Genomic DNA, 23,902 nt, shown 5'->3' on the forward strand with positions numbered 1-23,902 from the left:
AAGTCACACACGTTGTGGCTTTTTTTATTTATATTAGTCCTTCATTTAAACGCCATACAACCATGTCTGAAAACACTTTTTTTCCCATCCGCAGTTGGTCGGAAGATGACAAACCACGCGAAAAATTATTACTCAAAGGCAAAGCGGCACTCAGCGACGCCGAACTCATCGCAATCCTTATCGGTTCAGGAAGCCGCAACGAATCGGCCGTAGCGTTGAGCCAGCGCATTCTGGCCAGTGTAAACCAAAACCTGAACGCGCTCGGAAAACTATCGGTAGCCCAACTCAACAAATTTAAAGGAATCGGCGATGCCAAAGCGATTACGATCCAAGCCGCGATGGAACTGGGCAGACGACGTAGGGCAGAAGAAGCCGAGGAACTTCAGAAAATCACTTCAAGCCAAACGGTTTTTGAAATTATGCAGCCGATTATTGGCGAACTGTCTTACGAGGAATTTTGGATCATTTATCTCAACAATGCCAATAAAATCATTGCCAAATCACAGTTGAGCAAAGGCGGGATTACCGGAACCGTGGTTGATGTTCGGTTGGTTTTTAAAACCGCTCTGGAATTGGGCGCGGTCGGCATTATTCTAACGCACAACCATCCGTCGGGAACTTTGCAACCGAGCGAATCCGACAAACAGATTACCAGAAAACTTAAAACCGGAGGCGAGCAACTCGACATTAAAATCTTAGACCACGTCATTGTCACTGAATCGCGCTATTTCAGTTTTTCGGATGATGGAATTCTTTGATGGATTTAACATCAGAAACCAAAAACTTTCCGATTTTTGCTTTTTAAAATTAATACAGTTGAAAAACGACATCACTCATATTTTCTTCGATCTTGATCATACGCTTTGGGATTTCGATACGAATTCGGCTTTGGCTTTCGATCAGATTTTTAAAAAGGATTATCCTCAGGTGGTTACGGCGGAGTTTTTAGAAAAATACATCCCAATCAATCAGGCTTGTTGGGCCTTGTTTCAGGTCGATAAAATGTCGCATGACGAGTTGCGTTACCAGCGTCTGAAGCAGTCTTTCGATGCTATTAAATTTGCTATTTCCGACAGTCAGATTGAGCAGATTGCCCATGATTATATTCAGTTGTTGCCGGAATTCAACCATTTGTTTGACGATGCTCTGGAAACTTTGTCGTATCTGAAAGCGCGTTACGATTTGCACATTATTACCAACGGTTTTGCCGAAGTACAGTTTAGAAAAATGTCGAATGCTAATTTGGCGCAGTATTTCAAAACGGTCACCAATTCAGAAATGGCCGGTGCAAAAAAACCCAATCCGATTATTTTTCAGCACGCGTTGCATTTGGCTCAAGCGAATAAAAAGCAAAGCATCATGATTGGCGATTCGATGGAAGCCGATGTGATTGGTGCGCTCGATTTTGGTATGGAAGCCATTTTTTTCAATCCGAATCAGGTGGAAGTTTCGGAGCATATTATTCAAATCAGTACTTTAGCCCAACTCAAAACGATTTTCTAGGATGAAAAAATATTTATGGTTTGTTTTTGTTTGTTTTAGTTCGTTTTTGTCGGCACAAAACACCATCAATCAATACCGATATGTCATAGTGCCTGCACAATTTGGTTTTTCCTCTGAAAAAGACCAATACCATTTGAATACGCTGACCAAAATGCTATTGGAAAAGTACGGATTCAAAGCTTACCTCGATACGGAGGAACTTCCGGCCGAAATCAGGGATTCGAATTGTGATAAATTATTTGCTGAAGTGAAAAGTTCAGGAAGTTTTATCATGACCAAAATGCAAGTCACTTTAAAAGATTGCAGTCATGTGGTAGTTTATGAATCAGCGGTCGGGAAAAGTAAAGAGAAAAAATACAGAGATGCTTATACTGAGGCATTATCCAAAGCTTTCGATTCTTTTGAGGCGCTACATTATCAGTACCAACCTTTGGAAATTAAGCCAAAAAAGGAAGTTTTAAATCCGCAAACCACCATCATGAATGCCTCGTTTGAGGATACGGATTTACTTCAAGCTCAACCCATTCCCAACGGTTATCAGTTGGTTGATGCGACGTCCAAAGTGGTAATCAAGGCCTTAAAAACATCGAACCCACAAATGTTTACTGCTATTAAAGGAACCATCACAGGCGTTCTGATCTCCAAAGACAACCAATGGTTTTTTGAATATTACCAACAAGACCAACTGGTTTCGGAAAAAATCGACGTAAAGTTTTAATAACCGTACTTCTCTTTCCAGCGGTTTTTCAAAAATTCGCGCGTTCCGTTTTCACGGCTGTTGTTTCCCGGAACATAAAACGCCGTATTTGAAATCGCGTCAGGCAGAAATTCCTGTTCCGCAAAATTGTTCGCGAAATCATGTGAGTATTTGTATTCATCGCCATAACCTAATTCTTTCATGAGTTTGGTCGGTGCATTGCGCAAAGGAATCGGAACCGGTAAATCACCCGTAGCCGCAACGGTTTGTTGCGCGTTGTTGATCGCCATATACGAAGCGTTGCTTTTCGGAGAAGTCGCGAGATAAATTGCGCACTGGCTTAGGATAATTCTGCTTTCAGGATAACCAATCGTTGAAACCGCCTGAAAAGTATTGTTGGCCATGATGAAAGCCGTAGGGTTAGCGTTTCCGATATCTTCACTCGATAAAATGAGCATGCGTCGCGCAATGAATTTTACGTCTTCACCACCTTCAATCATCCTCGCCAGCCAATAAACTGCCGCGTTCGGATCGCTTCCTCGAATCGATTTGATGAAAGCCGAAACGATATCATAATGCTGCTCGCCGGTTTTGTCATACAACACCGTATTCTGTTGCACGATTTGCAAAACGCGTTCATTGGTGATGAGAATTTCGTCTTCATCCGACGCGTTGACGACGAGTTCGAAAATATTCAATAATTTGCGTCCATCGCCGCCTGAAAGTCTTAACAAAGCTTCGGTTTCGCGCAATTCGATATTTTTCTGTTTCAAAATGACATCAGTGGCCATCGCACGTTGCAATAAAGCTTCAAGATCGGTTTTCGTAAACGGATTCAGCACATAAACCTGACAACGCGACAGTAACGCGGGAATCACTTCAAAACTCGGGTTTTCGGTAGTCGCGCCAATCAACGTAATCCAGCCTTTTTCAACGGCCGCGAGCAACGAATCCTGCTGTGATTTGCTGAACCGGTGGATCTCATCAATAAACAAAATCGGGTTTTTCGAAGTAAACAGACCACCGCTTTGTTTGGCTTTTTCAATCACTTCGCGAATGTCTTTCACCCCTGAATTGATCGCACTCAACACATAAAACGGCCGTTTCGATTCCTGCGCGATAATCTGCGCCAAAGTCGTTTTTCCCGTTCCCGGCGAACCCCAAAAAATCAATGACGGAATGATGCCTTTCTCAATCTGCAAAGTCAGCGAACCATTGGGCCCGACCAAATGCGACTGGCTGATATAATCTTCGAGATGTTGCGGGCGAATGCGCTCGGCTAAAGGTGCTTCCATGGTCATAATTCAAGAACGTAAATTTAAAGATTATTCGACAAAGTGGGCCGTTAAAAATTGAAGTATTTTTAGGAGCTTGATCCGGCTGTCCACTATATCTTTTGCGTCGAACGCCGACACAAAAGGATGCCTTTGCCATCCGGGCTAGGGCAATCGTTTCCATTTCAAAAACTGACAAAATAGCACGCCGTTTTTTTTGGATACATTTTTGACAACCGTTCGCAAACGAACAAGAGTCAAGAAAACGTTCCTAGGCGGTTCTTAAAATCTTAGAGTCTTAAAATCTCACAATCTCAATGGAAGACCAACATTTCAAATTCTCCGCCTCCGTCATTGCGCTTCCTTTTCTGTCGGTGCTGCTTTTATGGATTGTCTTTTGGTTCGGCGTGCGTTTTCATTTTGATCTCGAAGAATACGGCATTTATCCGCGTTCACTCGACGGTTTACGCGGGATTCTTTTCAGCCCGTTCATTCATGGGAACATCGAACACCTTTATAACAATTCTATTCCGTTATTCATACTGATTGCTGCTTTGCGGTTCTTTTATCGCGAACAGACGTTCCTGGTTTTAGGCTACGGACTGCTCTTGACCGGCGCCATCACTTGGATTATTGGTAGAGAATCGTATCACATCGGCGCGAGCGGATTGGTCTATTTGCTCGTCAGTTTTATATTTTTCAAAGGCATTCGCACGAAATATTACCGTTTGGTGGCTTTGTCATTAATGATTGTGATGGTTTACGGTGGTTTGGTCTGGTATATTTTCCCGAACGTCAAAGAAGGGATTTCGTGGGAAGGGCATCTCGCCGGATTGATTGTAGGATTTGCGTTTGCCGTTTCGTTCAAAACCCCGGAATACAAAAAACTCATCCGATATGATTGGGAACGCGAAGATTACGATCCGCAGGAAGATAAATTTATGCAACGGTTTGATGAGCATGGCAATTTCGTCAATTTGCCACCGCCTGAACCAATCATAAGCGAACCGCAAGATTCATTGCATACAACTACCACAGAATATGACGTCGTTTATGATGCCGTCGAGAATAAATATATTATAAAACGAAAAGGAAATCCTTAACTTCTTTGGCGCACGGCTTCGTATAGGAACGCGCCGCAAGCTACCGAAACGTTCAAAGATCCGATTGTGCCGAACATTGGCAGTTTGGCTTTTTCATCTACAATTTTCAATACTGAAGGATTGATACCGCGGTCTTCACTTCCCATAATAATCGCTACAGGTTCATTCAAAGCAACATCGTAGATATTTTGCTCTGTTTTTTCTGTTGCGGCAACGGTTTTAATTCCGGAACCCTGTAAGTAAAAAACAGCGTCTTTAATATGCTCGACTTTACAGATTGGCACATTGAATACGGCGCCGGCTGAAGTTTTTACGGTATCGCCATTGACCGGAGCAGAACCTGCTTTTTGGACAATTATGCCATTGACACCTGTACATTCGGCCGTTCTGATGATGGCTCCGAAATTACGCGCATCGGAAATTTGGTCGAGGATCAGAAACAAAGGCGTTTTTCCGGATTCCATGGTGGCTTCTACCAATTGCTCCAAATCCATGAAGCCAATCGGTGAGATCGTGGCTACAGCGCCCTGATGGTTGTTGGGTGTCAGCCTGTTGAGTTTTTCTACAGGAACGTAGGAGAAGTTGACATTGGCGCGCTTCATGACCTTCATCAAATCTTTCATTAATTCGCCTGAAATCTCCTTTTGAATGAAGACTTTATCGACTTCCTTTCCCGATTGAATCGCTTCTATGATGGCACGGATGCCGAATATCAGATGTTCTTTTTCCATGACGCAAAGCTAATAAAAATAAAAAACCCCTCACAAAAAGGGGTTCTTTATTTAAAAGTAATTTTTTATCTAATTAAAAGTAGGAAGGTTTGTATCGTCTGTCCTGGTTGGATTATTTTCGATATTATAGTGAGCTACCATTCCTGTTGGGTCGTTATTCGCTCCTCCGAAGGTATACAAGTCTTGACCGATAACTTGCAATACACTTGCAGGAACAGGGAAATGTCTAAAAGTACCCTTTTGAAGTTGATTGGTTCTTCTTCTGTCAAAGAAACCGCCTCCAAGTGCAGTGTTAAATAATTCAACATATCTTTCATAGAAAATGGCGTCTAAAACTTGATTTTTGGTAGCGGAATCTGCAATAGGTGCCAGATTTCCCCTTGAAACTCTTGTGCCATTATTAACTATTGTAATGGCATCTGATAAATTATCTAATCTGGCATTGGCTTCTGCTAATAATAAGTCATTGTCTGCTTTTGCAAAGGTTACTAAACGTTTGGTGTCTGATCCATCAGAGAAAAACGGATCTGTAACATATCTTTTACTGATGTAATGAGAAAAATGATACTTACCTCTAGCTGGTCTAAAATAAACCTGATCATCAAAATCAAAATCGGTATTGATTCTATTGTCAGTTGTTGTAATAGCAAGATTGTCTAGATTCGTGGTTGTTGGATAAAATAACGGTTGGGTAGGATCCATTAAATGAACAATTCTCATGTCTAATCTGCCTCCCGATTCTTCAAAACCATTAGGAGATGAGGATAAAACAACAACATTACTCCACCAGTTTACACCATTATCACCTATAGGACCAAAGTCATTTTGAATGCCATTTTCAGCTAGTGTTTTTACTGTTGCCCAATTAATGGCATCAGTTTCAGCTTGAGTTCTTGCTCCTTGAACAATGAATCTTGCGGCATAAGAGTTGCATAATTTTATCAGTTTGTCGTTGTCTAATGCATAACCATTAATAAAGTTTGACGGAAGTGTGAAGGTATTTGTTGAAGACAAATCTCTTGCTCTATCCAAATCAGCTATAGCAGCAGTAATCACCTCATTATAACTAGACAATTGGGTTATTGTTGGAATTGAATTTTCATCTATGATGATGGCTTTGTCAAAAAGTAAACCTAAATAGCCTAATGAGATACCTCTTAAAAAGTAGGCTGAAGCTAGAATTGAATTGGTTTCATCAACGCCATCTACCTCGTAAACAACTCCTTTGTTAATCGCTTTTATAACATCACTAGCGCCTGATGCCGCGGCGTAATAACCTCCCCACGGTTGCTCTAAAACACTGGCATCTGACCAAGAGGTACTATTTGGAATAGAATTTCTAGGTTCATTAGATAAAGTTCTCATGCCATAATTCCCCCAAGAACAGGTCGCAATATCTCCGGCAACAGCCAGGGCAGGATAGGTGTCTCGATTGCCTGCTTGCCACCATGAAGCAAACCCACCCGCAATGACAGATGTTAAATCTGAACCAGTAGACAATACTTGCGCTGCATTCGGGTCATTATTATTAGTTACATTATCAATGTCCTTCGTACATGAATTTATGGATAATGAAACAACAATTAATAATGTTATTTTAAGTTTTGAAATTGTTTTCATAATGATTAAAATTTTAATTGAATTGAAAAAGAAAATGATTTCAAAGTTGGATAGGAGAAATTATCTACTTTAAATACATTCGGATCTCCACCAGGAGTGCTAGCATCGCTACCTATACCGTCAGAAGTTCTTGACGTTAATTCTGTTCTGCCATTTTGTGCTGTGTGAGAAATTTCAGGGTCAGCTCCCGTATAATCGGTAAAAGTTAATAAGTTTCTTCCGATAACACCAAATTTTATTTCATCGATATACTTACTAATGTTTCCGTAAACATCTTTGTTGAGGGTATAATATAGCGATACTTCTTTTAATCTCACAAAAGAACCATCTTCTACGAATGCAGCACTTGCTTGATTGATATTGTATAAAGATTGATAAAAATTATACGGTAATCCTTCGTTTTGCACATCAACACTTCTGTTGTCTCTGTATAGCCATTGTTTGGCTTTGTTGTAGATGTCTCCACCTTTTTTCCAATATACTAAAGTATATAAATCGAATTTTTTGTATTTTAAATTGGAAGAAAAACTCATGTTGAAATCAGGAGTTATATCACCAATTTTGAAATTCGAGTTTCCGGTAGCATCTTTATAAATTTGAGCAGAACCTGTTGCGTTGTCAACTACATATCCTCTGGAGTTTATAGAATAATCAGCAGGATTCGCAGTTGAAGGCAGTTGTGACAAAGAGGTCATAAAAGTACTGCCGTACATGGCGCCAAAATTTTCACCTTCAGCAATTTTGAAAAAGGTCGACTCTTGTGTTCCGGGACCAGTAAAATAACTTGGCACATCTAATTTTTTTACTTTTTGAGATGATTTGTCCCATAAAATATTTAAATCCCATTTCCAATTATCGTTCTTAACCACATTAATTCCTAAACTTACTTCATATGATTTGGCTTCTATTTCTCCGGCATTTCTCCATTGACCTGTATAACCTGTTACACCTGAAAGTGGCACTAGTAAAATTTGATCTTTGGTATTCGTTGTTACATAATTGAATTCTAAATCAAATCTTTTGAGGAAACTGGTGTTAAAACCCAGTTCAATTTCTCTGGCAACTGCTGGTTTTAAATTGTCGTTTCCAAGCGTTGCTTTGGTTGCAGTTCCGTTTGTTAATGTAAATGTTTCATCTCTGAAGCCGTATAGAGGTCTAATACCCGCAGTTCCTACAGAAGCTCTAAGTTTAAATTCTTGTATGCCTTTGATGTTTGATTCATCGGTAATGAATCGATAGGCACCACTTGCTCTGTAATAATTATTCCATCGGGTATTAACGCCAAACAAGGACGAACCTTCTCTTCTAAACGAAAAGCTTACTAAAACACGCTTGTTGTAATCTGCGTCTAATACTCCATAGTAACTATTGGTAATTATTTCCTCACTTCTTGAAGAAGTTTGTTTGGCAGGACCAATCAAATTATCTAATGTTTGAATACCCGAAACAGCCAATCCATATCCTTCGGTTCTGCTAAAATCATTAACATATCTTTCGTCTAAGAAGCCAACTTTTAGATTGCCGTTTAACTTTCCGGTTGATTTTGAGAAAAGACCTTCCATTCTGAAATTTTCTGCTTTACCATTAAAAGTCGCTTTAGCCAAAAAACCTTTTGTGCGAGCATTACCATCTGGATGATCCGACAAATATCCTTTATCTATAAAGTCAGTAAAGTCGCTGTTTTCGTAGTCTAGAGAATATTCTGCAATGGCTTTAAACCATTTTGTTACTTCGTAAGAAGCATTGTAACTTCCAATGAATCGGTTTCTGGACTCTTTTCTTTGGTTATTGGCTAGAGTATATAAAGGATTCCTTTCCTGTCCGTTAGGTTTGAAAGTGAATTGATTCTGCACATCCCATTGATAAGCTGTTCCATTCGTGTTGGGAGCATACCAATTGTAAATAGGTTCAATAATATTTGCATTGAATAAAACGCTATTGGTTGTTCCTGAAATAAAAGGATCTCTTTTAGAATTAGAATAAACCATAGAGGTTCCAATTTTAAATTTATCGGATATGCTGTGGTCTAAATTAATTCTGAAATTATTTCTGGTGTATGGTTTAGTAAGCACGATAACGCTTTCAGATTCTTGTCGATCATAAGATAACAAGAAGTTGGTATTGTCTTTTCCTCCTTCAACAGCAATATGATGAGAGCTAAACTGTCCGGATTTAAATATTAAACTTTGATAATCATACAGTTTATACTTTGCAGGATAGGGATTGTCTGAAATTAAATCATCTTCAAGTATTCGGTCACCGGTTTCGTCAAATAGGAAATCAGATCCATCCGGAGTAAGTTGGTAGAAATGCTTTGTTGCTAAGTCTAACTTCTCAGTTACTTGATTAAAACCTATTTCTGATCTATAAGTAATTTTGGTTTTTCCATTGAGGCCTTTGCCTCGTTTAGAAAAAATTTGAATAACGCCGCTTGCTGCTCTTGATCCGTATAATGAAGCACCTGCTGCTCCTTTTACAACCTCGACGCGATCAATATCTAGAGTGTTGACATCGGCTAGGCCGCCTTCAAGAATAACGCCATCGAGAATAATTAACGGTTTTTGACCCGTACTTAATGAATTTGCCGAACGTAATAAAACCGAGACATCACTTCCCGGTTCTCCAGATGTAGAATTAATTTTAAGGCCCGAAATTTTTCCTTGCAAAGCAGTTAACGCGTCTGTGGCAGGTACCTTTTCAAGTATCGAGGAGTTAACCTGACCAATAGAGTATGTCATTTCTTTAATGTTCTTGCCTTTCGCGGTACCGGTAACTACAACGCCTTCCAGTTCTAAGGCATCATCAGTCATCTTAACCTTCATTTTTGGCGCTGAAGACAATTCAATTGTTTTCATCCCGAGGAATGTGAATACTAATTTTTCACCTTGTTTGACGGAAATCTTAAATTTTCCATCGAAGTCGGTTTGTGTTCCACTTGTAGTTCCTTTAACAAGTACATTGACACCAGGAATTGGTAAACCGTTTTGATCGGTAACGGTACCAGTTGCTGTAATGTCCTGCGCATAGGTTAAATGCGCCATCAACACTAACATCAGTGTTAATAATCCATTAAGCTTTAGTTTCATTTGTTAGAATTTTGAATTAGGATCGTAAATATCGTAAATTAAATCTTAAAAACCTTACATTAATGGAACTAATATTTGTAAAACTTTAAGAAATATTTATCAAAACTTTAAGAATGGTTAGAATTTTGTTTTAAAACTGATGTGAACAATTGAGTTTGAGCCTTTTATTTCCTGCTCTTTGGTGCTGCCGTTTGCATAGACAATATTAAAAAGACCATTTTTTGTGGCAAGCCCGAAACCGAATCCCAAACCGATTAAATTTCCGCCTGCATTGCTGGTTTTGTCTTGGTAATACCCATAATCGATAATCGAGTGCACATATAAACTTGGCGCAATGATGTATCGATATTCGGTGAGTAGTGAAGTGAGTAAATTGGCCTGAAGGCTGTTTTCATTAAAACCGTGCACGGAATTGATGCCGCCAAATCGATACAATTCATTCACAATGTAAACATCGCTACTAAGGTAATAATTCTGGCTTTTGAGAAGAATGTTGTTCTTGTCGTTCAGAAAGAAAGTGTGCTTGAGGTTGATGTTAAAAAAAGTCTGCTCATTTTTAATCAGCTTAGATTTTCTGGAACCGATGCCGAATTTAAAATCGACTTTGGTTTTTTCGGGAAATAAAAACGCGTCGGATTTGAAATCAACAAATTCGAATTGCGTCGTCACAAAGGAATTGTTATAATCGCTGATGCTTGTGGTGTTCTGATTTTGGATGTCGCTCGATTCGGCAGATTGATATCCCAAATAAACGCGCGTATTGTAATTGAAGAAATAACCTAAATCTAAAGCGGTTTGTGTGTTCTGGAAAGTACTGTCCTGCTTGAAAATATTAAGTTGTGCTTTGAGTCCGAACGGGCTTTTGAAAATATAAGGCAATTCGATTTTGGCGTTAAAAGTCTTCTGGTCGTTGCCGTCGCTTTTCCAGTATAAGGAAAAGGTTTCGCCGGTATTGAGCAGGTTGTTGAGCGTCAAATCAAGATAGCCGTTGATGCTGATGTTCTTTTTTTCTGCGTCATTGGAAAAACCGATGAAACCGTCGAAGCTGTTCGATTTCACTTTTTCAAGATACACAAACACTTTGGTCGAATCTGTCGTGAACAGGATTTCAGGATATTTAGTTTGCTTTACAAAACGGAATTTGTCGATATCGGAATAAACATTCTTCAGATTGTCCTGATTGAACAGTTTCTTTTTGTAAATCCGTTTGAGGTTGTGTTTGTGGCTTTCGGGAAATTTGGTGTAGCCGTTGATGACTATATCATCTAGGTGTCTGATTTTTTCGGTTTGGGCAGACAGTTCCGCGGTAAGGTTTTGTTGCTCTTTTTTAATATTAATAAGTTGCAGTTTCGATAATGCAAATCCTTTCTTTTCTAGTTTAGTCAAAGTCTGTCTGATAAAAGATTCGGTTTCGTTGAAAGGAATTGTTAGGGTGTCTTTTTTAGAATCGAATGCTTCGAGTTTTTTCAGCGGAGAATCCTTCCTTATATATATATGTATAAACGAAACGCGTTTTCCAACTTTGAATTGGTACAGAAATGTCGAGTCATTTACTTTTTGATTACTTTCCATTTCAGATTCAATGTAGCCTGATTGTGTCAGTTTTTCGGAAAACAGCCTGATTTCATTCACGACGGATTTGGCGTCAGGATGTATAGTATTGTAGCCAATAGAATCAATGGTCTTTTGTTCTTCAGGTGAAGCGCTGATGATTTTGAGGTATTGTTGCTGCGCGGCACAATGCCATCCGATCATAATATATAGGAAGCAAAATATTGGTTTCAAGTTCAGTCTTTCTTTTAATCAAAGTAACGCAAAAAACAGCATTTTACTATAAAAAATAAATTCTTGCACAATGCCTTTGAAATTGCTGTTGAAATCAAATTTGTTTTAAGGTTCAAAATTGAATTTGGACGATTCTTTATTTCATTAAAACACAAATAATTACTTCGTGAAAAAATTAATTAGTTATGATTTGTTTCATTAAAAATTATTACTACATTTGCAACCCCGTAAAAAGCGGGAAATTTAATATATAAGTAATTTTTAGTATTAATTATGCCAACAATTCAACAATTAGTAAGAACTGGAAGAACTCAGATAACTAAGAAGAGTAAATCGGTTGCTTTAGATTCTTGTCCTCAAAGAAGAGGTGTTTGTACGCGTGTTTACACTACAACTCCAAAAAAACCAAACTCCGCAATGCGTAAAGTAGCGCGTGTACGTTTGACTAACGGAAATGAAGTAAATGCTTACATCCCCGGAGAAGGACACAATCTACAAGAGCACTCGATAGTATTAGTTAGGGGTGGAAGGGTAAAAGATTTACCAGGAGTTAGATACCACATTGTGCGTGGTGCGCTTGACACATCAGGTGTAGCAGGAAGAACACAAAGAAGATCTAAGTACGGTGCGAAACGCCCAAAAGAAGCAAAAAAGTAATTTAAAAACTTTTAAGAAAAAGACATGAGAAAAAGAGCGGCCAAAAAAAGACCCCTTTTACCAGATCCGAGGTTTAACGACCAACTGGTAACGCGTTTTGTGAACAACTTAATGTGGGACGGAAAGAAATCAACAGCTTTTAAAGTTTTTTATGATGCGATTGATATCGTAGAATCAAAAAAACAAGACGCTGAAAAATCGTCATTAGAAATTTGGAAAGATGCCTTGACTAATGTTATGCCTCACGTAGAAGTACGTAGTCGTAGAGTAGGTGGAGCGACATTTCAAATTCCAATGCAAATCAGACCAGACAGAAAAATTTCTATGGCAATGAAATGGTTAATCCTTTACGCCAGAAGAAGAAATGAGAAATCTATGGCTCAAAAACTAGCTTCTGAAGTTTTAGCTGCGGCTAAAGAAGAAGGAGCAGCAGTTAAAAAGAGAATGGATACTCACAAAATGGCTGAAGCAAATAAAGCATTCTCTCACTTTAGATTTTAATCATAAGAAATGGCTAGAGATTTAAAATACACAAGAAATATTGGAATTGCTGCTCACATTGATGCTGGTAAAACAACAACAACAGAGCGTATATTATTCTATACCGGAAAATCACATAAAATTGGTGAAGTGCACGATGGTGCTGCAACCATGGACTGGATGGCACAAGAGCAAGAAAGAGGTATTACCATTACTTCTGCTGCTACAACTTGTGAGTGGAACTTTCCTACTGAGCAAGGTAAAATCTTACCGGAATCATTGCCTTATCACTTTAACATTATCGATACCCCAGGGCACGTGGATTTTACCGTAGAGGTAAACCGTTCATTGCGCGTACTTGACGGATTGGTTTTCTTGTTTTCTGCCGTTGACGGTGTTGAGCCTCAATCAGAAACCAACTGGAGACTAGCGGATCAGTACCGTGTACCACGTATGGGATTCGTAAACAAAATGGACCGTCAAGGGGCTAACTTTTTAGCGGTTTGTCAACAGGTTCGTGATATGTTGAAATCAAACGCTGTGGCAATCACTTTGCCTATCGGTGATGAAATCGATTTTAAAGGTGTAGTAGATTTAGTTAAAAATCAAGCTATCGTATGGCATGATGAAACTTTAGGTGCTACTTTCGATATCGTGCCGATTCCTGCTGATATGGCGGATGAAGTGAAACAATACAGAGATATCCTTATCGAAGCGGTTGCTGATTATGATGAAAACTTGCTTGATAAGTATATGGAAGATCCGGATTCTATCACAGAAGACGAAATCAACAAAGCTTTAAGAGCAGCTACTATGGACATGGCGATCATCCCGATGATTGCAGGTTCTTCTTTCAAAAACAAAGGAGTGCAGTTTATGTTAGATGCTGTTTGTAAATATTTGCCTTCTCCAATGGACAAAGAAGGAATCACGGGAATCCATCCTGATGATGCTGAATTGTTGGAAGAAGACCAAACTAAAATCTTACGTCGTCCGGATGTAAAAGAGCCTTTCGCGGCTTTGGCATTTAAGATTGCTACTGACCCATTCGTAGGTCGTTTGGCTTTCTTCCGTGCTTACTCTGGTCGTCTTGATGCTGGTTCTTACGTTTTGAACACACGTTCAGGAAACAAAGAAAGAATTTCACGTATCTACCAAATGCACGCGAACAAACAAAACCCAATCGAGTATATCGAGGCTGGTGACATTGGAGCTGCTGTTGGATTTAAAGATATCAAAACTGGAGATACTTTGTGTGATGAAAAACACCCAATCATTCTTGAGTCGATGAAATTCCCTGCACCGGTAATCGGTATCGCTATTGAGCCTAAAACTAAAGCTGACGTTGATAAAATGGGTATGGCTTTGGCGAAATTGGCTGAAGAAGATCCAACGTTTACAGTTAGAACTGATGAAGCTTCAGGTCAAACGATTATTTCAGGTATGGGTGAGTTACACTTAGACATCCTTGTAGATCGTATGAAACGTGAATTCAAAGTTGAGGTAAATCAAGGTGAGCCTCAAGTAGAATACAAAGAAGCTTTTACAAGATCTGCACAACACAGAGAAACATACAAAAAACAATCTGGAGGTCGTGGTAAATTCGGTGATATCGTATTTAGACTTGAGCCAGCAGATGAAGTTGACGGTAAAGTTCCTGTAGGATTGCAGTTCGTAAATGAAGTAAAAGGTGGTAACGTTCCTAAAGAATATATTCCATCTGTAGAAAAAGGTTTCCGTGAAGCTATGAAAACTGGTCCTTTAGCAGGATACCAAGTGGATAGTTTGAAAGTGACTTTATTGGATGGATCTTTCCACCCTGTGGATTCTGATGCTTTATCATTTGAGTTAGCGGCAAGAATGGGTTATAGAGAAGTAGCGAAAGCTGCGGGTGCTATCATCCTTGAGCCAATCATGAAAATGGAAGTCATCACACCGGAAGAAAACATGGGAGATATCGTTGGTGATATCAACCGTCGTAGAGGTCAGGTGAATGATATGGGTGACAGAGCCGGTGCGAAAACCATCAAAGCGGATGTGCCGTTATCAGAAATGTTCGGATATGTAACCACATTGAGAACTTTATCTTCTGGTAGAGCAACATCTACTATGGAATTTTCACACTACGCTGAAACGCCTGCTAACATTTCAGAAGCAGTAATCAAAAAAGCTAAAGGAAACGCTTAATTTTTAAAAAGATGAGTCAAAAAATCAGAATAAAATTGAAATCTTACGATCACATGTTGGTGGATAAATCTTCAGAGAAGATCGTAAAAACAGTAAAAAGTACTGGCGCTGTGGTAACCGGACCTATTCCGTTGCCGACACACAAAAAACTTTTCACCGTATTGCGTTCTCCGCACGTGAACAAAAAAGCGAGAGAGCAATTTGAAGTAATGTCATACAAGCGATTGATCGACATTTACTCTTCTTCTTCAAAAACCATCGACGCTCTTATGAAATTAGAGTTGCCAAGTGGGGTTGAAGTAGAGATCAAAGTATAAGTAAAGCCTAAGATTTTGGTGTAAAGTATCGGGATTTTTTTCCGGTACTTTATACTTATGTCTAAGAGCAACAAAAAAGAATTTTTTTAATAATCAATAATTAATAATTATGTCTGGGTTAATTGGTAGAAAGATCGGCATGACCAGCATTTTCGACGAGAACGGGAAGAATATTCCTTGTACGGTAATCGAAGCTGGACCATGCGTTGTTACCCAAGTCAGAACCAAAGAGGTCGACGGGTATGAAGCGTTGCAACTTGGTTTCGATGACAAAAACGAGAAACATTCCACGCAAGCGGCCGTAGGTCACTTCAAAAAAGCGGGAACTGTAGCTAAGAAAAAAGTCGTTGAATTCCAATTTGAGAACGAGTACAAATTAGGTGAAGTGTTAACAGTTGATGTTTTCCAAGAAGGCGAATTTGTAGATGTGCAAGGTGTATCAAAAGGAAAAGGTTTCCAGGGTGTTGTTAAACGTCACGGTTTTGGTGGTGTAGGACAAGCAACTCACGGACAACACAACCGTTTGAGAGCGCCAGGTTCTGTTGGAGCTTCATCTTATCCATCTAGAGTATTCAAAGGAATGCGTATGGCTGGAAGAATGGGTGGAGATAATGTGAAAGTACAAAATCTTAGAGTTTTAAAAGTAGTGGCTGAAAAGAACCTACTTGTGATCAAAGGATGCGTTCCTGGTTGTAAAAACTCTTATGTAATCATTCAGAAGTAATGGAAGTAAAAGTTTTAGATAAAACCGGAAAAGAAACTGGCAGAAAAGTACAACTTTCTGACGCAGTATTCGCAATCGAGCCAAACAATCATGCGGTTTACTTAGATGTAAAACAATATTTGGCTAATCAAAGACAAGGTACGCACAAAGCTAAAGAAAGAGCTGAAGTAGTAGGAAGTACACGTAAAATCAAAAAACAAAAAGGAACTGGAACTGCCCGTGCGGGTAGCAAAAAGAGTCCATTGTTTAAAGGTGGAGGTACCGTTTTCGGACCACGTCCAAGAAGTTATTCATTCAAATTGAATAAAACTTTGAAACGTCTGGCCAGAAAATCTGCGTTCTCAATCAAAGCAAAAGAATCTAATTTAGTAGTGGTTGAAGATTTCGATTTCGAGACACCAAACACCAAAAATTTCATCAGTGTTTTGAAAGCCTTAGGGTTAGAGAATAAAAAATCTTTATTCGTGTTGGGTGATTCAAATAAAAATGTATATTTGTCCTCACGCAATTTAAAGGCTTCTAGCGTCGTAACTAATTCAGAATTAAGTACTTACGCGATTTTAAATGCAAATAATTTAGTTCTTTTAGAGAGTTCTTTAGAAGGAATTGAAGAAAATTTAAGTAAATAATAGGATATGAGTATCATAATTAAACCTATAGTAACTGAAAAAGTAACCAAACAAAGTGAGGTTTTGAATCAGTTCGGTTTTGTGGTTGACAGAAAAGCCAACAAAGTGCAAATTAAGAAAGCTGTAGAAGCTGCTTACGGAGTTACTATTGTTAGCGTGAACACCATGAATGTTAGACCGGATCGTTCTACAAAATACACTAAAAGTGGACTGATCAGTGGAAAGACTAACGCTTACAAAAAAGCGATTGTTCAAGTACAAGAAGGAGAAACAATAGATTTTTACAATAATATCTAAACAATAAGGCAGCATTATGTCAGTTAGAAAATTAAAACCTATTACCCCGGGCCAGCGATTTAGAGTTGTGAATAGTTTTGACGCTATTACAACTGATAAGCCGGAGCGTTCATTGATCGCACCGATAAAAAACTCAGGCGGTAGAAATAGTCAAGGAAAAATGACCATGCGTTACACAGGCGGTGGTCACAAGCAGCGTTACAGAATCATCGATTTCAAAAGAACTAAAGACGGAATTCCGGCTTCGGTAAAATCAATCGAGTACGATCCGAACAGAACTGCATTCATCGCTTTATTAGCTTATGCTGATGGTGAGAAAACATATGTTATTGCTCAAAACGGTTTGCAAGTAGGTCAGAAATTAGCTTCTGGAGCCGATGCGCAACCTGAAATTGGTAACACTTTACCATTGAGTAAAATTCCATTGGGAACTGTAATTTCTTGTATTGAATTGCGTCCGGGTCAAGGAGCGGTTATCGCTCGTTCAGCCGGAACATTCGCACAATTAATGGCGCGTGATGGAAAATACGCTACGATTAAAATGCCTTCTGGTGAAACAAGATTGATCTTGTTGACTTGTTCGGCTACTATTGGAGCGGTATCGAATTCTGACCACCAATTGATCGTATCTGGTAAAGCAGGTAGAACAAGATGGTTAGGAAGAAGACCAAGAACAAGACCAGTAGCAATGAATCCTGTGGATCACCCAATGGGTGGTGGTGAAGGACGTTCTTCTGGAGGTCATCCACGTTCTAGAAAGGGTATACCTGCGAAAGGTTACAGAACCCGTTCTAAACAGAACCCGAGTAACAAGTATATTGTAGAACGTAGAAAGAAATAATAAGATATGGCACGTTCATTAAAAAAAGGACCTTACGTTCACTATAAGTTAGACAAGAAAGTTCAGGAAAACATTGAAAAAGGAAACAAAGGAGTCGTTAAGACTTGGTCTCGCGCTTCGATGATTACCCCAGACTTTGTTGGGCAAACTATCGCAGTTCACAACGGTCGTCAGTTCGTACCAGTTTACGTAACAGAAAACATGGTAGGTCACAAATTAGGAGAGTTTTCACCGACAAGATCTTTTAGAGGTCACGCTGGAGCAAAAAATAAAGGTAAAAAATAAGAAGCAATGGGAGTTCGTAAAAGAGAAACAGCAGATGCGAGAAAAGAGGCTAATAAGTCTATTGCTTTCGCGAAATTGAATAACTGCCCTACTTCACCTAGAAAAATGCGCTTAGTAGCGGACTTGGTAAGAGGTCAGAAAGTGGAAAGAGCTTTGAATATTTTAAGATTCAGCTCAAAAGAAGCTTCAAGAAAATTAGAGAAATTAGTATTGTCTGCCATCAACAATTGGGAGCAGAAAAATGCTGACGGAAACGTTTCAGAAGCAGGCTTGTTTATAAAAGAGATCAGAGTAGATGGCGGTATGATGTTGAAAAGACTTCGTCCGGCTCCACAAGGTCGCGCACACAGAATCAGAAAACGTTCTAATCACGTGACAATCGTATTAGGAGATAACAATAACACACAAAGCAATTAATTAAGATGGGACAAAAGACAAATCCAATTGGAAACAGACTTGGGATCATCAGAGGTTGGGATTCTAACTGGTATGGTGGAAATGACTACGGGGATAAAATCGCCGAAGACTATAAAATCAGAAAGTACATCCACGCTCGTTTATCAAAAGCTAGTGTATCAAAAGTAATCATTGAGAGAACTTTGAAACTTGTAACCGTTACTATCACTACTGCTCGTCCTGGTATCATTATCGGGAAAGGTGGTCAAGAGGTAGACAAGTTGAAAGAGGAATTGAAAAAGATTACTGACAAAGAGGTTCAAATCAACATCTTTGAAATCAAAAGACCTGAACTTGACGCTTATTTAGTTGCAACAAGCATCGCACGTCAGATCGAAAGCCGTATTTCTTACAGAAGAGCTATCAAAATGGCTATTGCTGCCTCAATGCGTATGAACGCTGAAGGTATCAAAGTTTTGATCTCGGGTCGTTTGAATGGTGCTGAGATGGCGCGTTCAGAAGGTTTCAAAGAAGGACGTATTCCTCTATCAACTTTCAGAGCTGACATCGATTACGCTTTGGCTGAAGCGCATACTACTTATGGTAGAATGGGTATCAAAGTGTGGATCATGAAAGGTGAAGTTTACGGAAAGAGAGATCTTTCTCCACTTGTAGGAATGGACAAACAAAAGTCCGGTACTGGCGGTGGTAAAGGTGGTGATGCTCCAAGAGGAGATCGCAAGCCTTTCAACAAAGACAGAAAACCTGCAGGAGACCGTAAAAGAAAGTAAATTTTTAAATTAAAGAAAAATGTTACAGCCTAAAAGAACAAAATACCGCAAGGTACAGAAAGGTAAAATGAAAGGAAATGCCGGAAGAGGGCATGAGCTTTCAAATGGCATGTTCGGAATTAAATCGGTTCACGAAGATGGAATGTTCCTGACTTCTCGTCAAATCGAGGCTGCGCGTATCGCTGCAACCCGTTACATGAAAAGAGAGGGTCAATTGTGGATCAAAATTTTCCCGGACAAACCAATCACCAAGAAACCTCTTGAGGTACGTATGGGTAAAGGAAAAGGAGCCGTTGAATATTGGGCTGCCGTAGTAAAACCAGGAAGAATCATGTTTGAAGTTGGAGGAGTTCCTTTGTCCGTTGCAAAAGAGGCGTTACGTCTTGCAGCACAAAAGCTTCCAGTAAAAACTAAGTTCGTCGTAGCAAGAGATTTCGAAGCATAATCTATATTATTATGAAACAATCAGAAATAAAAGATCTTTCTGCAGCGGAGTTGCAAGAGAAGCTTAGCCAGACTAAGAAAACATATGCCGACCTAAAAATGGCTCACGCTATTTCACCAATTGAGAACCCGCTTCAAATCAGAAGTGTAAGAAGAACAGTTGCGAGATTAGCTACCGAGTTAACTAAAAGAGAGCTACAATAATTCTGCAAAATGGAAGATAAAAGAAACTTAAGAAAAGAAAGAATTGGTGTTGTGACGTCAAACAAAATGGACAAATCCATTGTTGTGGCGCAAGTTACGAGAGTAAAACACCCGTTATACGGTAAGTTCGTGTTGAAAACTAAAAAGTATCACGCACACGACGAAACAAACGACTGTAACATTGGTGACACCGTACGTATCTCTGAGACACGTCCGTTATCAAAAACCAAATGTTGGAGATTAGTTGAAATCTTAGAAAGAGCTAAATAATTATGGTACAACAGGAATCAAGATTAAAAGTAGCAGACAACACAGGAGCAAAAGAAGTTTTGACGATCCGTGTTTTAGGTGGAACGAAACGTCGTTACGCCTCTGTCGGAGATAAAATTGTAGTATCTATCAAAGACGCCACTCCAAACGGAAACGTGAAAAAAGGAGCGGTATCTACTGCAGTGGTTGTACGTACCAAAAAAGAAGTGAGAAGAGCCGATGGTTCTTACATCCGTTTCGACGATAACGCTTGTGTTCTTTTGAACGCGGCTGGCGAAATGAGAGGAACTCGTGTTTTTGGTCCGGTAGCAAGAGAGTTGCGTGAAAAACAATTCATGAAAATTGTATCATTAGCGCCTGAGGTGCTTTAATTATTAGTAAGATGATAAAGCTAAAAATAAAAACTGGAGACACAGTACGAGTTATCGCCGGGGACCATAAAGGTTCTGAAGGTAAAGTCGTGAGTGTTGACCGTGAGAAAAACAAAGCGATCGTTGAAGGTGTAAACATGGTATCTAAACATACTAAGCCATCTGCAAAAAGCCCACAAGGCGGAATCGTTAAGAAAGAAGCTCCTATCCACATTTCAAACATCTCTTTGATCGACCCAAAAACGAAAAAAGCGACACGTGTTGGAAGCAAAGTAGAAGGAGACAAAAAAGTAAGAGTGTCCAAAAAATCTAATCAAGTATTATAGTCATGGCATATACACCTAGATTAAAAGCAGAATACAAGAGTAGAGTTATTGCTGCTCTTAAAGAAGAATTCGGTTACAAAAATGTAATGCAGGTTCCTAAATTGGAGAAAATCGTCTTGAGTAAAGGTGTTGGTGCCGCGGTATCTGACAAAAAGTTGATCGACTACGCTGTAGAAGAATTGACTAAAATCACCGGACAAAAAGCGGTTGCTACCATCTCAAAGAAAGACGTTGCGTCGTTCAAATTGAGAAAAGGGATGCCAATTGGAGCTAAAGTTACTTTGCGTGGCGACAGAATGTACGAATTCCTAGATCGTTTAGTAACGTCTTCATTACCACGTGTAAGAGATTTCAACGGAATCAAAGCGACTGGTTTTGACGGAAGAGGAAATTACAACCTTGGTGTTTTGGAGCAAATCATTTTCCCTGAAATTGATATCGACAAAGTAAATAAAATCTCAGGTATGGATATTTCATTCGTGACCAATGCTAAAACCGATAAGGAAGCACAATCACTATTGGCTGAATTAGGATTACCTTTTAAAAAGAATTAAGATATGGCTAAAGAATCAATGAAAGCCCGTGAGGTGAAAAGAGAAAAAACGGTAGCGAAGTATGCTGAGAAAAGAAAGGCTTTGTTAGAAGCTGGAGATTACGAAGGTTTACAGAAATTACCAAAAAATGCTTCACCTGTTCGTTTGCACAACCGTTGCAAATTGACCGGAAGACCAAGAGGTTATATCCGTCAATTCGGTATCTCACGTGTTACATTCCGTGAAATGGCCAACAACGGATTAATCCCGGGTGTAAAAAAAGCCAGCTGGTAAGCTAGTTTATTTCAGCAGATAATGGTACATTTGCCAGCTTTTAGCCGGTAACGTACGATTATCTGCTTTCAAATAGAGTTTAATGGCTTCAGGTTCAGTAGAATAGTTCTGTTGAAAACCGTTGCCGCAATTTAATAAATATGTATACAGATCCAATTGCGGATTATTTGACAAGAGTACGTAACGCTGTGGCCGCAAACCACAAGGTTGTAGAGATTCCTGCATCTAATCTGAAAAAAGAAATTACCAAGATCTTATTCGATCAAGGTTACATCTTGAGTTACAAATTTGAGGACAACGCCGTTCAGGGTTCGATCAAAATTGCTTTGAAGTATGACAAAGATACCAAAGAGCCTGTAATCAAAGATATCCAAAGAATTAGCAAGCCAGGTTTACGTAAGTACGCTGGTGCTGCAAAAATCCCTAGAATCCTTAACGGTTTAGGAATTGCTATCGTTTCAACTTCCAAAGGTTTGATGACCGGGAAGCAAGCGAAACAATTGAATGTGGGTGGAGAAGTAATTTGTTACGTATACTAAAAAACAGTCAAACATGTCAAGAATAGGTAAAAATCCAATTTCGATTCCTGCTGGTGTTACTGTTGAAGTAAGCGACAACATTATTACAGTTAAAGGAAAATTAGGTCAATTAACACAGGAGTATAGCGATATCACTGTAAAAATTGAAGAAGGCGTCATCACTTTAGAGCGTCCTTCTGATCATAAAGATCAAAGAGCAAAACACGGATTGTACAGATCATTAATCAACAATATGATTGTGGGTGTATCTGAAGGTTTCACTAAAGAATTAGAATTGGTTGGAGTAGGTTACAGAGCTTCAAACCAAGGACAAAAATTAGATCTGGCTCTTGGTTTCTCTCACAACATCATTTTAGAAGTGGCTCCGGAAGTAAAATTGGAGACGATTTCTGAAAAAGGAAAGAACCCAATCGTAAAATTAACATCTTTTGACAAGCAATTGTTAGGCGCTATCGCTGCGAAAATCAGAGGTTTCCGTAAGCCTGAGCCGTACAAAGGAAAAGGAGTTAAGTTCGTAGGTGAAGTATTAAGAAGAAAAGCTGGTAAATCCGCTTAATAAAAGATAAGATTATGTCATTAACGAAAACGGATAGAAGACAGAGAATTAGATTCAGAATTAGAAAAATCGTTAGCGGTACTGCTGCTAAACCAAGACTTTCTGTATTCAGAAGCAATAAAGAGATCTACGCACAGCTGATTGATGATGTGAATGGAGTAACTTTGTTGGCTGCCTCTTCAAGAGAAAAAGGAGTAAGTAAAGGTACAAACGTAGAAGTAGCTGCAGCAGTTGGAAAACTGATCGGTGAAAAAGCGTTGAAAGCCGGAATTGATACAGTAACTTTCGACAGAGGAGGTTATTTGTACCACGGTCGTATCCAATCATTAGCAGAAGGCGCGAGAGCGGCTGGACTTAAATTCTAATCATATGTCTAAAAGTAGAAATATAGAATCGGTAAAACCAAGCGGACTTGAATTGAAAGACCGTCTGGTAAGTGTGAATCGTGTTACTAAAGTTACAAAAGGGGGTAGAGCATTTGGTTTCTCTGCGATTGTAGTAGTAGGCGACGAAAACGGAGTAGTAGGTCACGGATTAGGAAAATCAAAAGACGTTTCTGAAGCGATCGCCAAAGCGGTGGAAGATGCTAAGAAAAATCTTGTAAAAATTCCTTTGAACGGACAATCAGTTCCGCACGAACAAAAAGGTAAATTTGGTGGTGCACGTGTTTTCTTAATTCCTGCCTCTCATGGTACTGGAGTTATCGCTGGTGGAGCTGTTCGTTCAGTTCTTGAATCAGTAGGGATTCACGACGTATTGTCAAAATCACAAGGATCATCCAATCCTCATAACGTAGTTAAAGCAACTTTTGATGCTTTATTGCAAATGAGAAGCGCGCACACCGTTGCAAAACAAAGAGGCGTTTCTTTAGAGAAAGTTTTTAAAGGTTAATTCAAGGAAATTATGGCTAAATTATTAGTAAAACAAGTTAGAAGTAAAATCAACTGTCCTCTTACACAAAA

General features: G+C 39.2%; 31 protein-coding genes. 26 read left to right on the top strand and 5 right to left on the bottom strand.

Going from position 1 to position 23,902, the window contains the following annotated elements; translation table 11 throughout:
* Nucleotides 1–62 precede the first annotated feature (62 nt).
* The 3 genes from radC to Q0058_RS00740 are packed head-to-tail and all read left to right on the top strand — an operon-like array spanning nucleotide 63 to nucleotide 2,221.
* Complete coding sequence (radC, locus tag Q0058_RS00730) at nucleotides 63–758, top strand: DNA repair protein RadC (protein ID WP_298220675.1); 696 nt, start codon at nucleotides 63–65, stop codon at nucleotides 756–758.
* Between the two features lie 58 nt (nucleotides 759–816).
* Nucleotides 817–1,503, top strand: coding sequence for a YjjG family noncanonical pyrimidine nucleotidase (locus tag Q0058_RS00735; protein ID WP_298220677.1), 687 nt, complete (start codon nucleotides 817–819; stop codon nucleotides 1,501–1,503).
* Between the two features lies 1 nt (nucleotide 1,504).
* Complete coding sequence (locus Q0058_RS00740; protein WP_298220679.1) at nucleotides 1,505–2,221, top strand: hypothetical protein; 717 nt, start codon at nucleotides 1,505–1,507, stop codon at nucleotides 2,219–2,221.
* Here Q0058_RS00740 and Q0058_RS00745 read toward each other — a convergent pair.
* Nucleotides 2,218–3,495, bottom strand: coding sequence for a replication-associated recombination protein A (locus tag Q0058_RS00745; protein WP_298220681.1), 1,278 nt, complete (start codon nucleotides 3,493–3,495; stop codon nucleotides 2,218–2,220). The two genes, Q0058_RS00740 and Q0058_RS00745, sit on opposite strands and share 4 nt — an antisense overlap.
* Nucleotides 3,496–3,791: 296 nt before the next feature.
* Here Q0058_RS00745 and Q0058_RS00750 point away from each other — a divergent pair, with 296 nt between their 5' ends.
* Nucleotides 3,792–4,577, top strand: a complete 786-nt coding sequence (locus Q0058_RS00750; protein WP_298220683.1) for a rhomboid family intramembrane serine protease — start codon at nucleotides 3,792–3,794, stop codon at nucleotides 4,575–4,577.
* On the opposite strand, the gene rlmB is transcribed toward Q0058_RS00750, so the two are convergent.
* The 4 genes from rlmB to Q0058_RS00770 form a co-directional block, all read right to left on the bottom strand.
* Nucleotides 4,574–5,308: a 23S rRNA (guanosine(2251)-2'-O)-methyltransferase RlmB gene (gene rlmB, locus Q0058_RS00755; protein ID WP_298220685.1), complete on the bottom strand. Its 735-nt coding sequence runs from the start codon at nucleotides 5,306–5,308 to the stop codon at nucleotides 4,574–4,576. The genes Q0058_RS00750 and rlmB overlap by 4 nt on opposite strands.
* A 69-nt stretch (nucleotides 5,309–5,377) precedes the next feature.
* Nucleotides 5,378–6,928, bottom strand: a complete 1,551-nt coding sequence (locus Q0058_RS00760; RefSeq protein WP_298220686.1) for a RagB/SusD family nutrient uptake outer membrane protein — start codon at nucleotides 6,926–6,928, stop codon at nucleotides 5,378–5,380.
* Between the two features lie 5 nt (nucleotides 6,929–6,933).
* A complete protein-coding gene (locus Q0058_RS00765) occupies nucleotides 6,934–10,014 on the bottom strand; it encodes a SusC/RagA family TonB-linked outer membrane protein (protein WP_298220688.1) in 3,081 nt (1,026 codons plus the stop codon).
* 117 nt (nucleotides 10,015–10,131) lie between these two features.
* Nucleotides 10,132–11,799, bottom strand: coding sequence for a hypothetical protein (locus Q0058_RS00770; protein ID WP_298220690.1), 1,668 nt, complete (start codon nucleotides 11,797–11,799; stop codon nucleotides 10,132–10,134).
* A 273-nt stretch (nucleotides 11,800–12,072) separates the two neighbouring features.
* Here Q0058_RS00770 and rpsL point away from each other — a divergent pair, with 273 nt between their 5' ends.
* The 22 genes from rpsL to rpsE all read left to right on the top strand — a co-directional run bounded on the left by rpsL (nucleotide 12,073) and on the right by rpsE (nucleotide 23,831).
* Nucleotides 12,073–12,456, top strand: a complete 384-nt coding sequence (gene rpsL, locus Q0058_RS00775) for a 30S ribosomal protein S12 (RefSeq protein WP_007136570.1) — start codon at nucleotides 12,073–12,075, stop codon at nucleotides 12,454–12,456.
* A gap of 24 nt (nucleotides 12,457–12,480) precedes the next feature.
* Nucleotides 12,481–12,957, top strand: a complete 477-nt coding sequence (rpsG, locus tag Q0058_RS00780) for a 30S ribosomal protein S7 (protein WP_298220692.1) — start codon at nucleotides 12,481–12,483, stop codon at nucleotides 12,955–12,957.
* A gap of 9 nt (nucleotides 12,958–12,966) precedes the next feature.
* Nucleotides 12,967–15,123 carry an elongation factor G gene (gene fusA, locus Q0058_RS00785; protein WP_298220694.1) on the top strand — a complete coding sequence of 719 codons (2,157 nt, stop codon included), beginning with the start codon at nucleotides 12,967–12,969 and terminating at the stop codon, nucleotides 15,121–15,123.
* 11 nt (nucleotides 15,124–15,134) lie between these two features.
* Nucleotides 15,135–15,440, top strand: a complete 306-nt coding sequence (rpsJ, locus tag Q0058_RS00790) for a 30S ribosomal protein S10 (protein ID WP_091141407.1) — start codon at nucleotides 15,135–15,137, stop codon at nucleotides 15,438–15,440.
* A 109-nt stretch (nucleotides 15,441–15,549) separates the two neighbouring features.
* On the top strand, nucleotides 15,550–16,164 hold the full coding sequence (gene rplC / locus Q0058_RS00795) for a 50S ribosomal protein L3 (protein WP_298220696.1): 615 nt from the start codon (nucleotides 15,550–15,552) through the stop codon (nucleotides 16,162–16,164).
* Entirely contained in the window at nucleotides 16,164–16,793 is a 630-nt protein-coding gene (gene rplD, locus Q0058_RS00800; RefSeq protein WP_298220698.1) for a 50S ribosomal protein L4, read from the top strand. Before rplC ends, rplD begins: the two co-directional genes overlap by 1 nt.
* Nucleotides 16,794–16,799: 6 nt before the next feature.
* Nucleotides 16,800–17,090, top strand: a complete 291-nt coding sequence (gene rplW / locus Q0058_RS00805) for a 50S ribosomal protein L23 (protein ID WP_298220700.1) — start codon at nucleotides 16,800–16,802, stop codon at nucleotides 17,088–17,090.
* A 16-nt stretch (nucleotides 17,091–17,106) separates the two neighbouring features.
* A complete protein-coding gene (rplB, locus tag Q0058_RS00810; RefSeq protein ID WP_298220703.1) occupies nucleotides 17,107–17,931 on the top strand; it encodes a 50S ribosomal protein L2 in 825 nt (274 codons plus the stop codon).
* A 6-nt stretch (nucleotides 17,932–17,937) separates the two neighbouring features.
* Entirely contained in the window at nucleotides 17,938–18,216 is a 279-nt protein-coding gene (gene rpsS / locus Q0058_RS00815; RefSeq protein ID WP_166335034.1) for a 30S ribosomal protein S19, read from the top strand.
* Between the two features lie 6 nt (nucleotides 18,217–18,222).
* A complete protein-coding gene (gene rplV / locus Q0058_RS00820; protein ID WP_298220707.1) occupies nucleotides 18,223–18,633 on the top strand; it encodes a 50S ribosomal protein L22 in 411 nt (136 codons plus the stop codon).
* A gap of 5 nt (nucleotides 18,634–18,638) precedes the next feature.
* Nucleotides 18,639–19,403 (top strand): 30S ribosomal protein S3, encoded by a 765-nt coding sequence (gene rpsC / locus Q0058_RS00825; protein ID WP_298220709.1) that lies wholly within the window; start codon nucleotides 18,639–18,641, stop codon nucleotides 19,401–19,403.
* 19 nt (nucleotides 19,404–19,422) lie between these two features.
* Nucleotides 19,423–19,848, top strand: coding sequence for a 50S ribosomal protein L16 (gene rplP / locus Q0058_RS00830; protein ID WP_298220712.1), 426 nt, complete (start codon nucleotides 19,423–19,425; stop codon nucleotides 19,846–19,848).
* Nucleotides 19,849–19,859: 11 nt separating this feature from the next.
* On the top strand, nucleotides 19,860–20,051 hold the full coding sequence (rpmC, locus tag Q0058_RS00835; protein ID WP_047774317.1) for a 50S ribosomal protein L29: 192 nt from the start codon (nucleotides 19,860–19,862) through the stop codon (nucleotides 20,049–20,051).
* A gap of 9 nt (nucleotides 20,052–20,060) precedes the next feature.
* Nucleotides 20,061–20,321 carry a 30S ribosomal protein S17 gene (gene rpsQ, locus Q0058_RS00840; RefSeq protein ID WP_298220716.1) on the top strand — a complete coding sequence of 87 codons (261 nt, stop codon included), beginning with the start codon at nucleotides 20,061–20,063 and terminating at the stop codon, nucleotides 20,319–20,321.
* A 2-nt stretch (nucleotides 20,322–20,323) separates the two neighbouring features.
* Nucleotides 20,324–20,692, top strand: a complete 369-nt coding sequence (rplN, locus tag Q0058_RS00845) for a 50S ribosomal protein L14 (RefSeq protein ID WP_007803649.1) — start codon at nucleotides 20,324–20,326, stop codon at nucleotides 20,690–20,692.
* Between the two features lie 11 nt (nucleotides 20,693–20,703).
* The gene (gene rplX / locus Q0058_RS00850) at nucleotides 20,704–21,018 is read left to right on the top strand and encodes a 50S ribosomal protein L24 (protein ID WP_298220718.1); all 315 of its coding nucleotides are present in this window, start codon (nucleotides 20,704–20,706) and stop codon (nucleotides 21,016–21,018) included.
* A gap of 2 nt (nucleotides 21,019–21,020) precedes the next feature.
* Nucleotides 21,021–21,572, top strand: a complete 552-nt coding sequence (gene rplE / locus Q0058_RS00855; RefSeq protein WP_298220720.1) for a 50S ribosomal protein L5 — start codon at nucleotides 21,021–21,023, stop codon at nucleotides 21,570–21,572.
* A gap of 3 nt (nucleotides 21,573–21,575) precedes the next feature.
* Nucleotides 21,576–21,845 carry a 30S ribosomal protein S14 gene (gene rpsN, locus Q0058_RS00860; RefSeq protein WP_031456037.1) on the top strand — a complete coding sequence of 90 codons (270 nt, stop codon included), beginning with the start codon at nucleotides 21,576–21,578 and terminating at the stop codon, nucleotides 21,843–21,845.
* Between the two features lie 140 nt (nucleotides 21,846–21,985).
* The gene (gene rpsH, locus Q0058_RS00865) at nucleotides 21,986–22,384 is read left to right on the top strand and encodes a 30S ribosomal protein S8 (protein ID WP_298220723.1); all 399 of its coding nucleotides are present in this window, start codon (nucleotides 21,986–21,988) and stop codon (nucleotides 22,382–22,384) included.
* Between the two features lie 13 nt (nucleotides 22,385–22,397).
* Nucleotides 22,398–22,940: a 50S ribosomal protein L6 gene (gene rplF / locus Q0058_RS00870; RefSeq protein ID WP_298220725.1), complete on the top strand. Its 543-nt coding sequence runs from the start codon at nucleotides 22,398–22,400 to the stop codon at nucleotides 22,938–22,940.
* Between the two features lie 14 nt (nucleotides 22,941–22,954).
* A complete protein-coding gene (gene rplR / locus Q0058_RS00875; RefSeq protein ID WP_298220727.1) occupies nucleotides 22,955–23,305 on the top strand; it encodes a 50S ribosomal protein L18 in 351 nt (116 codons plus the stop codon).
* A 4-nt stretch (nucleotides 23,306–23,309) separates the two neighbouring features.
* Nucleotides 23,310–23,831, top strand: a complete 522-nt coding sequence (gene rpsE / locus Q0058_RS00880) for a 30S ribosomal protein S5 (protein WP_298220729.1) — start codon at nucleotides 23,310–23,312, stop codon at nucleotides 23,829–23,831.
* Nucleotides 23,832–23,902 lie beyond the last annotated feature (71 nt).

It is taken from the genome of Flavobacterium sp. (assembly GCF_027484705.1).
GTDB lineage: Bacteria > Bacteroidota > Bacteroidia > Flavobacteriales > Flavobacteriaceae > Flavobacterium.

Bases quoted from the DNA above. Each gene is read 5' to 3' on its own strand.
- radC (WP_298220675.1), top strand. From the start codon at position 63: ATGTCTGAAAACACTTTTTTTCCCATCCGCAGTTGGTCGGAAGATGAC.
- Q0058_RS00740 (WP_298220679.1), top strand. From the start codon at position 1,505: ATGAAAAAATATTTATGGTTTGTTTTTGTTTGTTTTAGTTCGTTTTTG.
- Q0058_RS00745 (WP_298220681.1), bottom strand. From the start codon at position 3,495: ATGGAAGCACCTTTAGCCGAGCGCATTCGCCCGCAACATCTCGAAGAT.
- Q0058_RS00750 (WP_298220683.1), top strand. From the start codon at position 3,792: ATGGAAGACCAACATTTCAAATTCTCCGCCTCCGTCATTGCGCTTCCT.
- rlmB (WP_298220685.1), bottom strand. From the start codon at position 5,308: ATGGAAAAAGAACATCTGATATTCGGCATCCGTGCCATCATAGAAGCG.
- Q0058_RS00760 (WP_298220686.1), bottom strand. From the start codon at position 6,928: ATGAAAACAATTTCAAAACTTAAAATAACATTATTAATTGTTGTTTCA.
- Q0058_RS00765 (WP_298220688.1), bottom strand. From the start codon at position 10,014: ATGAAACTAAAGCTTAATGGATTATTAACACTGATGTTAGTGTTGATG.
- rpsL (WP_007136570.1), top strand. From the start codon at position 12,073: ATGCCAACAATTCAACAATTAGTAAGAACTGGAAGAACTCAGATAACT.
- rpsG (WP_298220692.1), top strand. From the start codon at position 12,481: ATGAGAAAAAGAGCGGCCAAAAAAAGACCCCTTTTACCAGATCCGAGG.
- fusA (WP_298220694.1), top strand. From the start codon at position 12,967: ATGGCTAGAGATTTAAAATACACAAGAAATATTGGAATTGCTGCTCAC.
- rpsJ (WP_091141407.1), top strand. From the start codon at position 15,135: ATGAGTCAAAAAATCAGAATAAAATTGAAATCTTACGATCACATGTTG.
- rplC (WP_298220696.1), top strand. From the start codon at position 15,550: ATGTCTGGGTTAATTGGTAGAAAGATCGGCATGACCAGCATTTTCGAC.
- rplD (WP_298220698.1), top strand. From the start codon at position 16,164: ATGGAAGTAAAAGTTTTAGATAAAACCGGAAAAGAAACTGGCAGAAAA.
- rplW (WP_298220700.1), top strand. From the start codon at position 16,800: ATGAGTATCATAATTAAACCTATAGTAACTGAAAAAGTAACCAAACAA.
- rplB (WP_298220703.1), top strand. From the start codon at position 17,107: ATGTCAGTTAGAAAATTAAAACCTATTACCCCGGGCCAGCGATTTAGA.
- rpsS (WP_166335034.1), top strand. From the start codon at position 17,938: ATGGCACGTTCATTAAAAAAAGGACCTTACGTTCACTATAAGTTAGAC.
- rplV (WP_298220707.1), top strand. From the start codon at position 18,223: ATGGGAGTTCGTAAAAGAGAAACAGCAGATGCGAGAAAAGAGGCTAAT.
- rpsC (WP_298220709.1), top strand. From the start codon at position 18,639: ATGGGACAAAAGACAAATCCAATTGGAAACAGACTTGGGATCATCAGA.
- rplP (WP_298220712.1), top strand. From the start codon at position 19,423: ATGTTACAGCCTAAAAGAACAAAATACCGCAAGGTACAGAAAGGTAAA.
- rpmC (WP_047774317.1), top strand. From the start codon at position 19,860: ATGAAACAATCAGAAATAAAAGATCTTTCTGCAGCGGAGTTGCAAGAG.
- rpsQ (WP_298220716.1), top strand. From the start codon at position 20,061: ATGGAAGATAAAAGAAACTTAAGAAAAGAAAGAATTGGTGTTGTGACG.
- rplN (WP_007803649.1), top strand. From the start codon at position 20,324: ATGGTACAACAGGAATCAAGATTAAAAGTAGCAGACAACACAGGAGCA.
- rplX (WP_298220718.1), top strand. From the start codon at position 20,704: ATGATAAAGCTAAAAATAAAAACTGGAGACACAGTACGAGTTATCGCC.
- rplE (WP_298220720.1), top strand. From the start codon at position 21,021: ATGGCATATACACCTAGATTAAAAGCAGAATACAAGAGTAGAGTTATT.
- rpsN (WP_031456037.1), top strand. From the start codon at position 21,576: ATGGCTAAAGAATCAATGAAAGCCCGTGAGGTGAAAAGAGAAAAAACG.
- rpsH (WP_298220723.1), top strand. From the start codon at position 21,986: ATGTATACAGATCCAATTGCGGATTATTTGACAAGAGTACGTAACGCT.
- rplF (WP_298220725.1), top strand. From the start codon at position 22,398: ATGTCAAGAATAGGTAAAAATCCAATTTCGATTCCTGCTGGTGTTACT.
- rplR (WP_298220727.1), top strand. From the start codon at position 22,955: ATGTCATTAACGAAAACGGATAGAAGACAGAGAATTAGATTCAGAATT.
- rpsE (WP_298220729.1), top strand. From the start codon at position 23,310: ATGTCTAAAAGTAGAAATATAGAATCGGTAAAACCAAGCGGACTTGAA.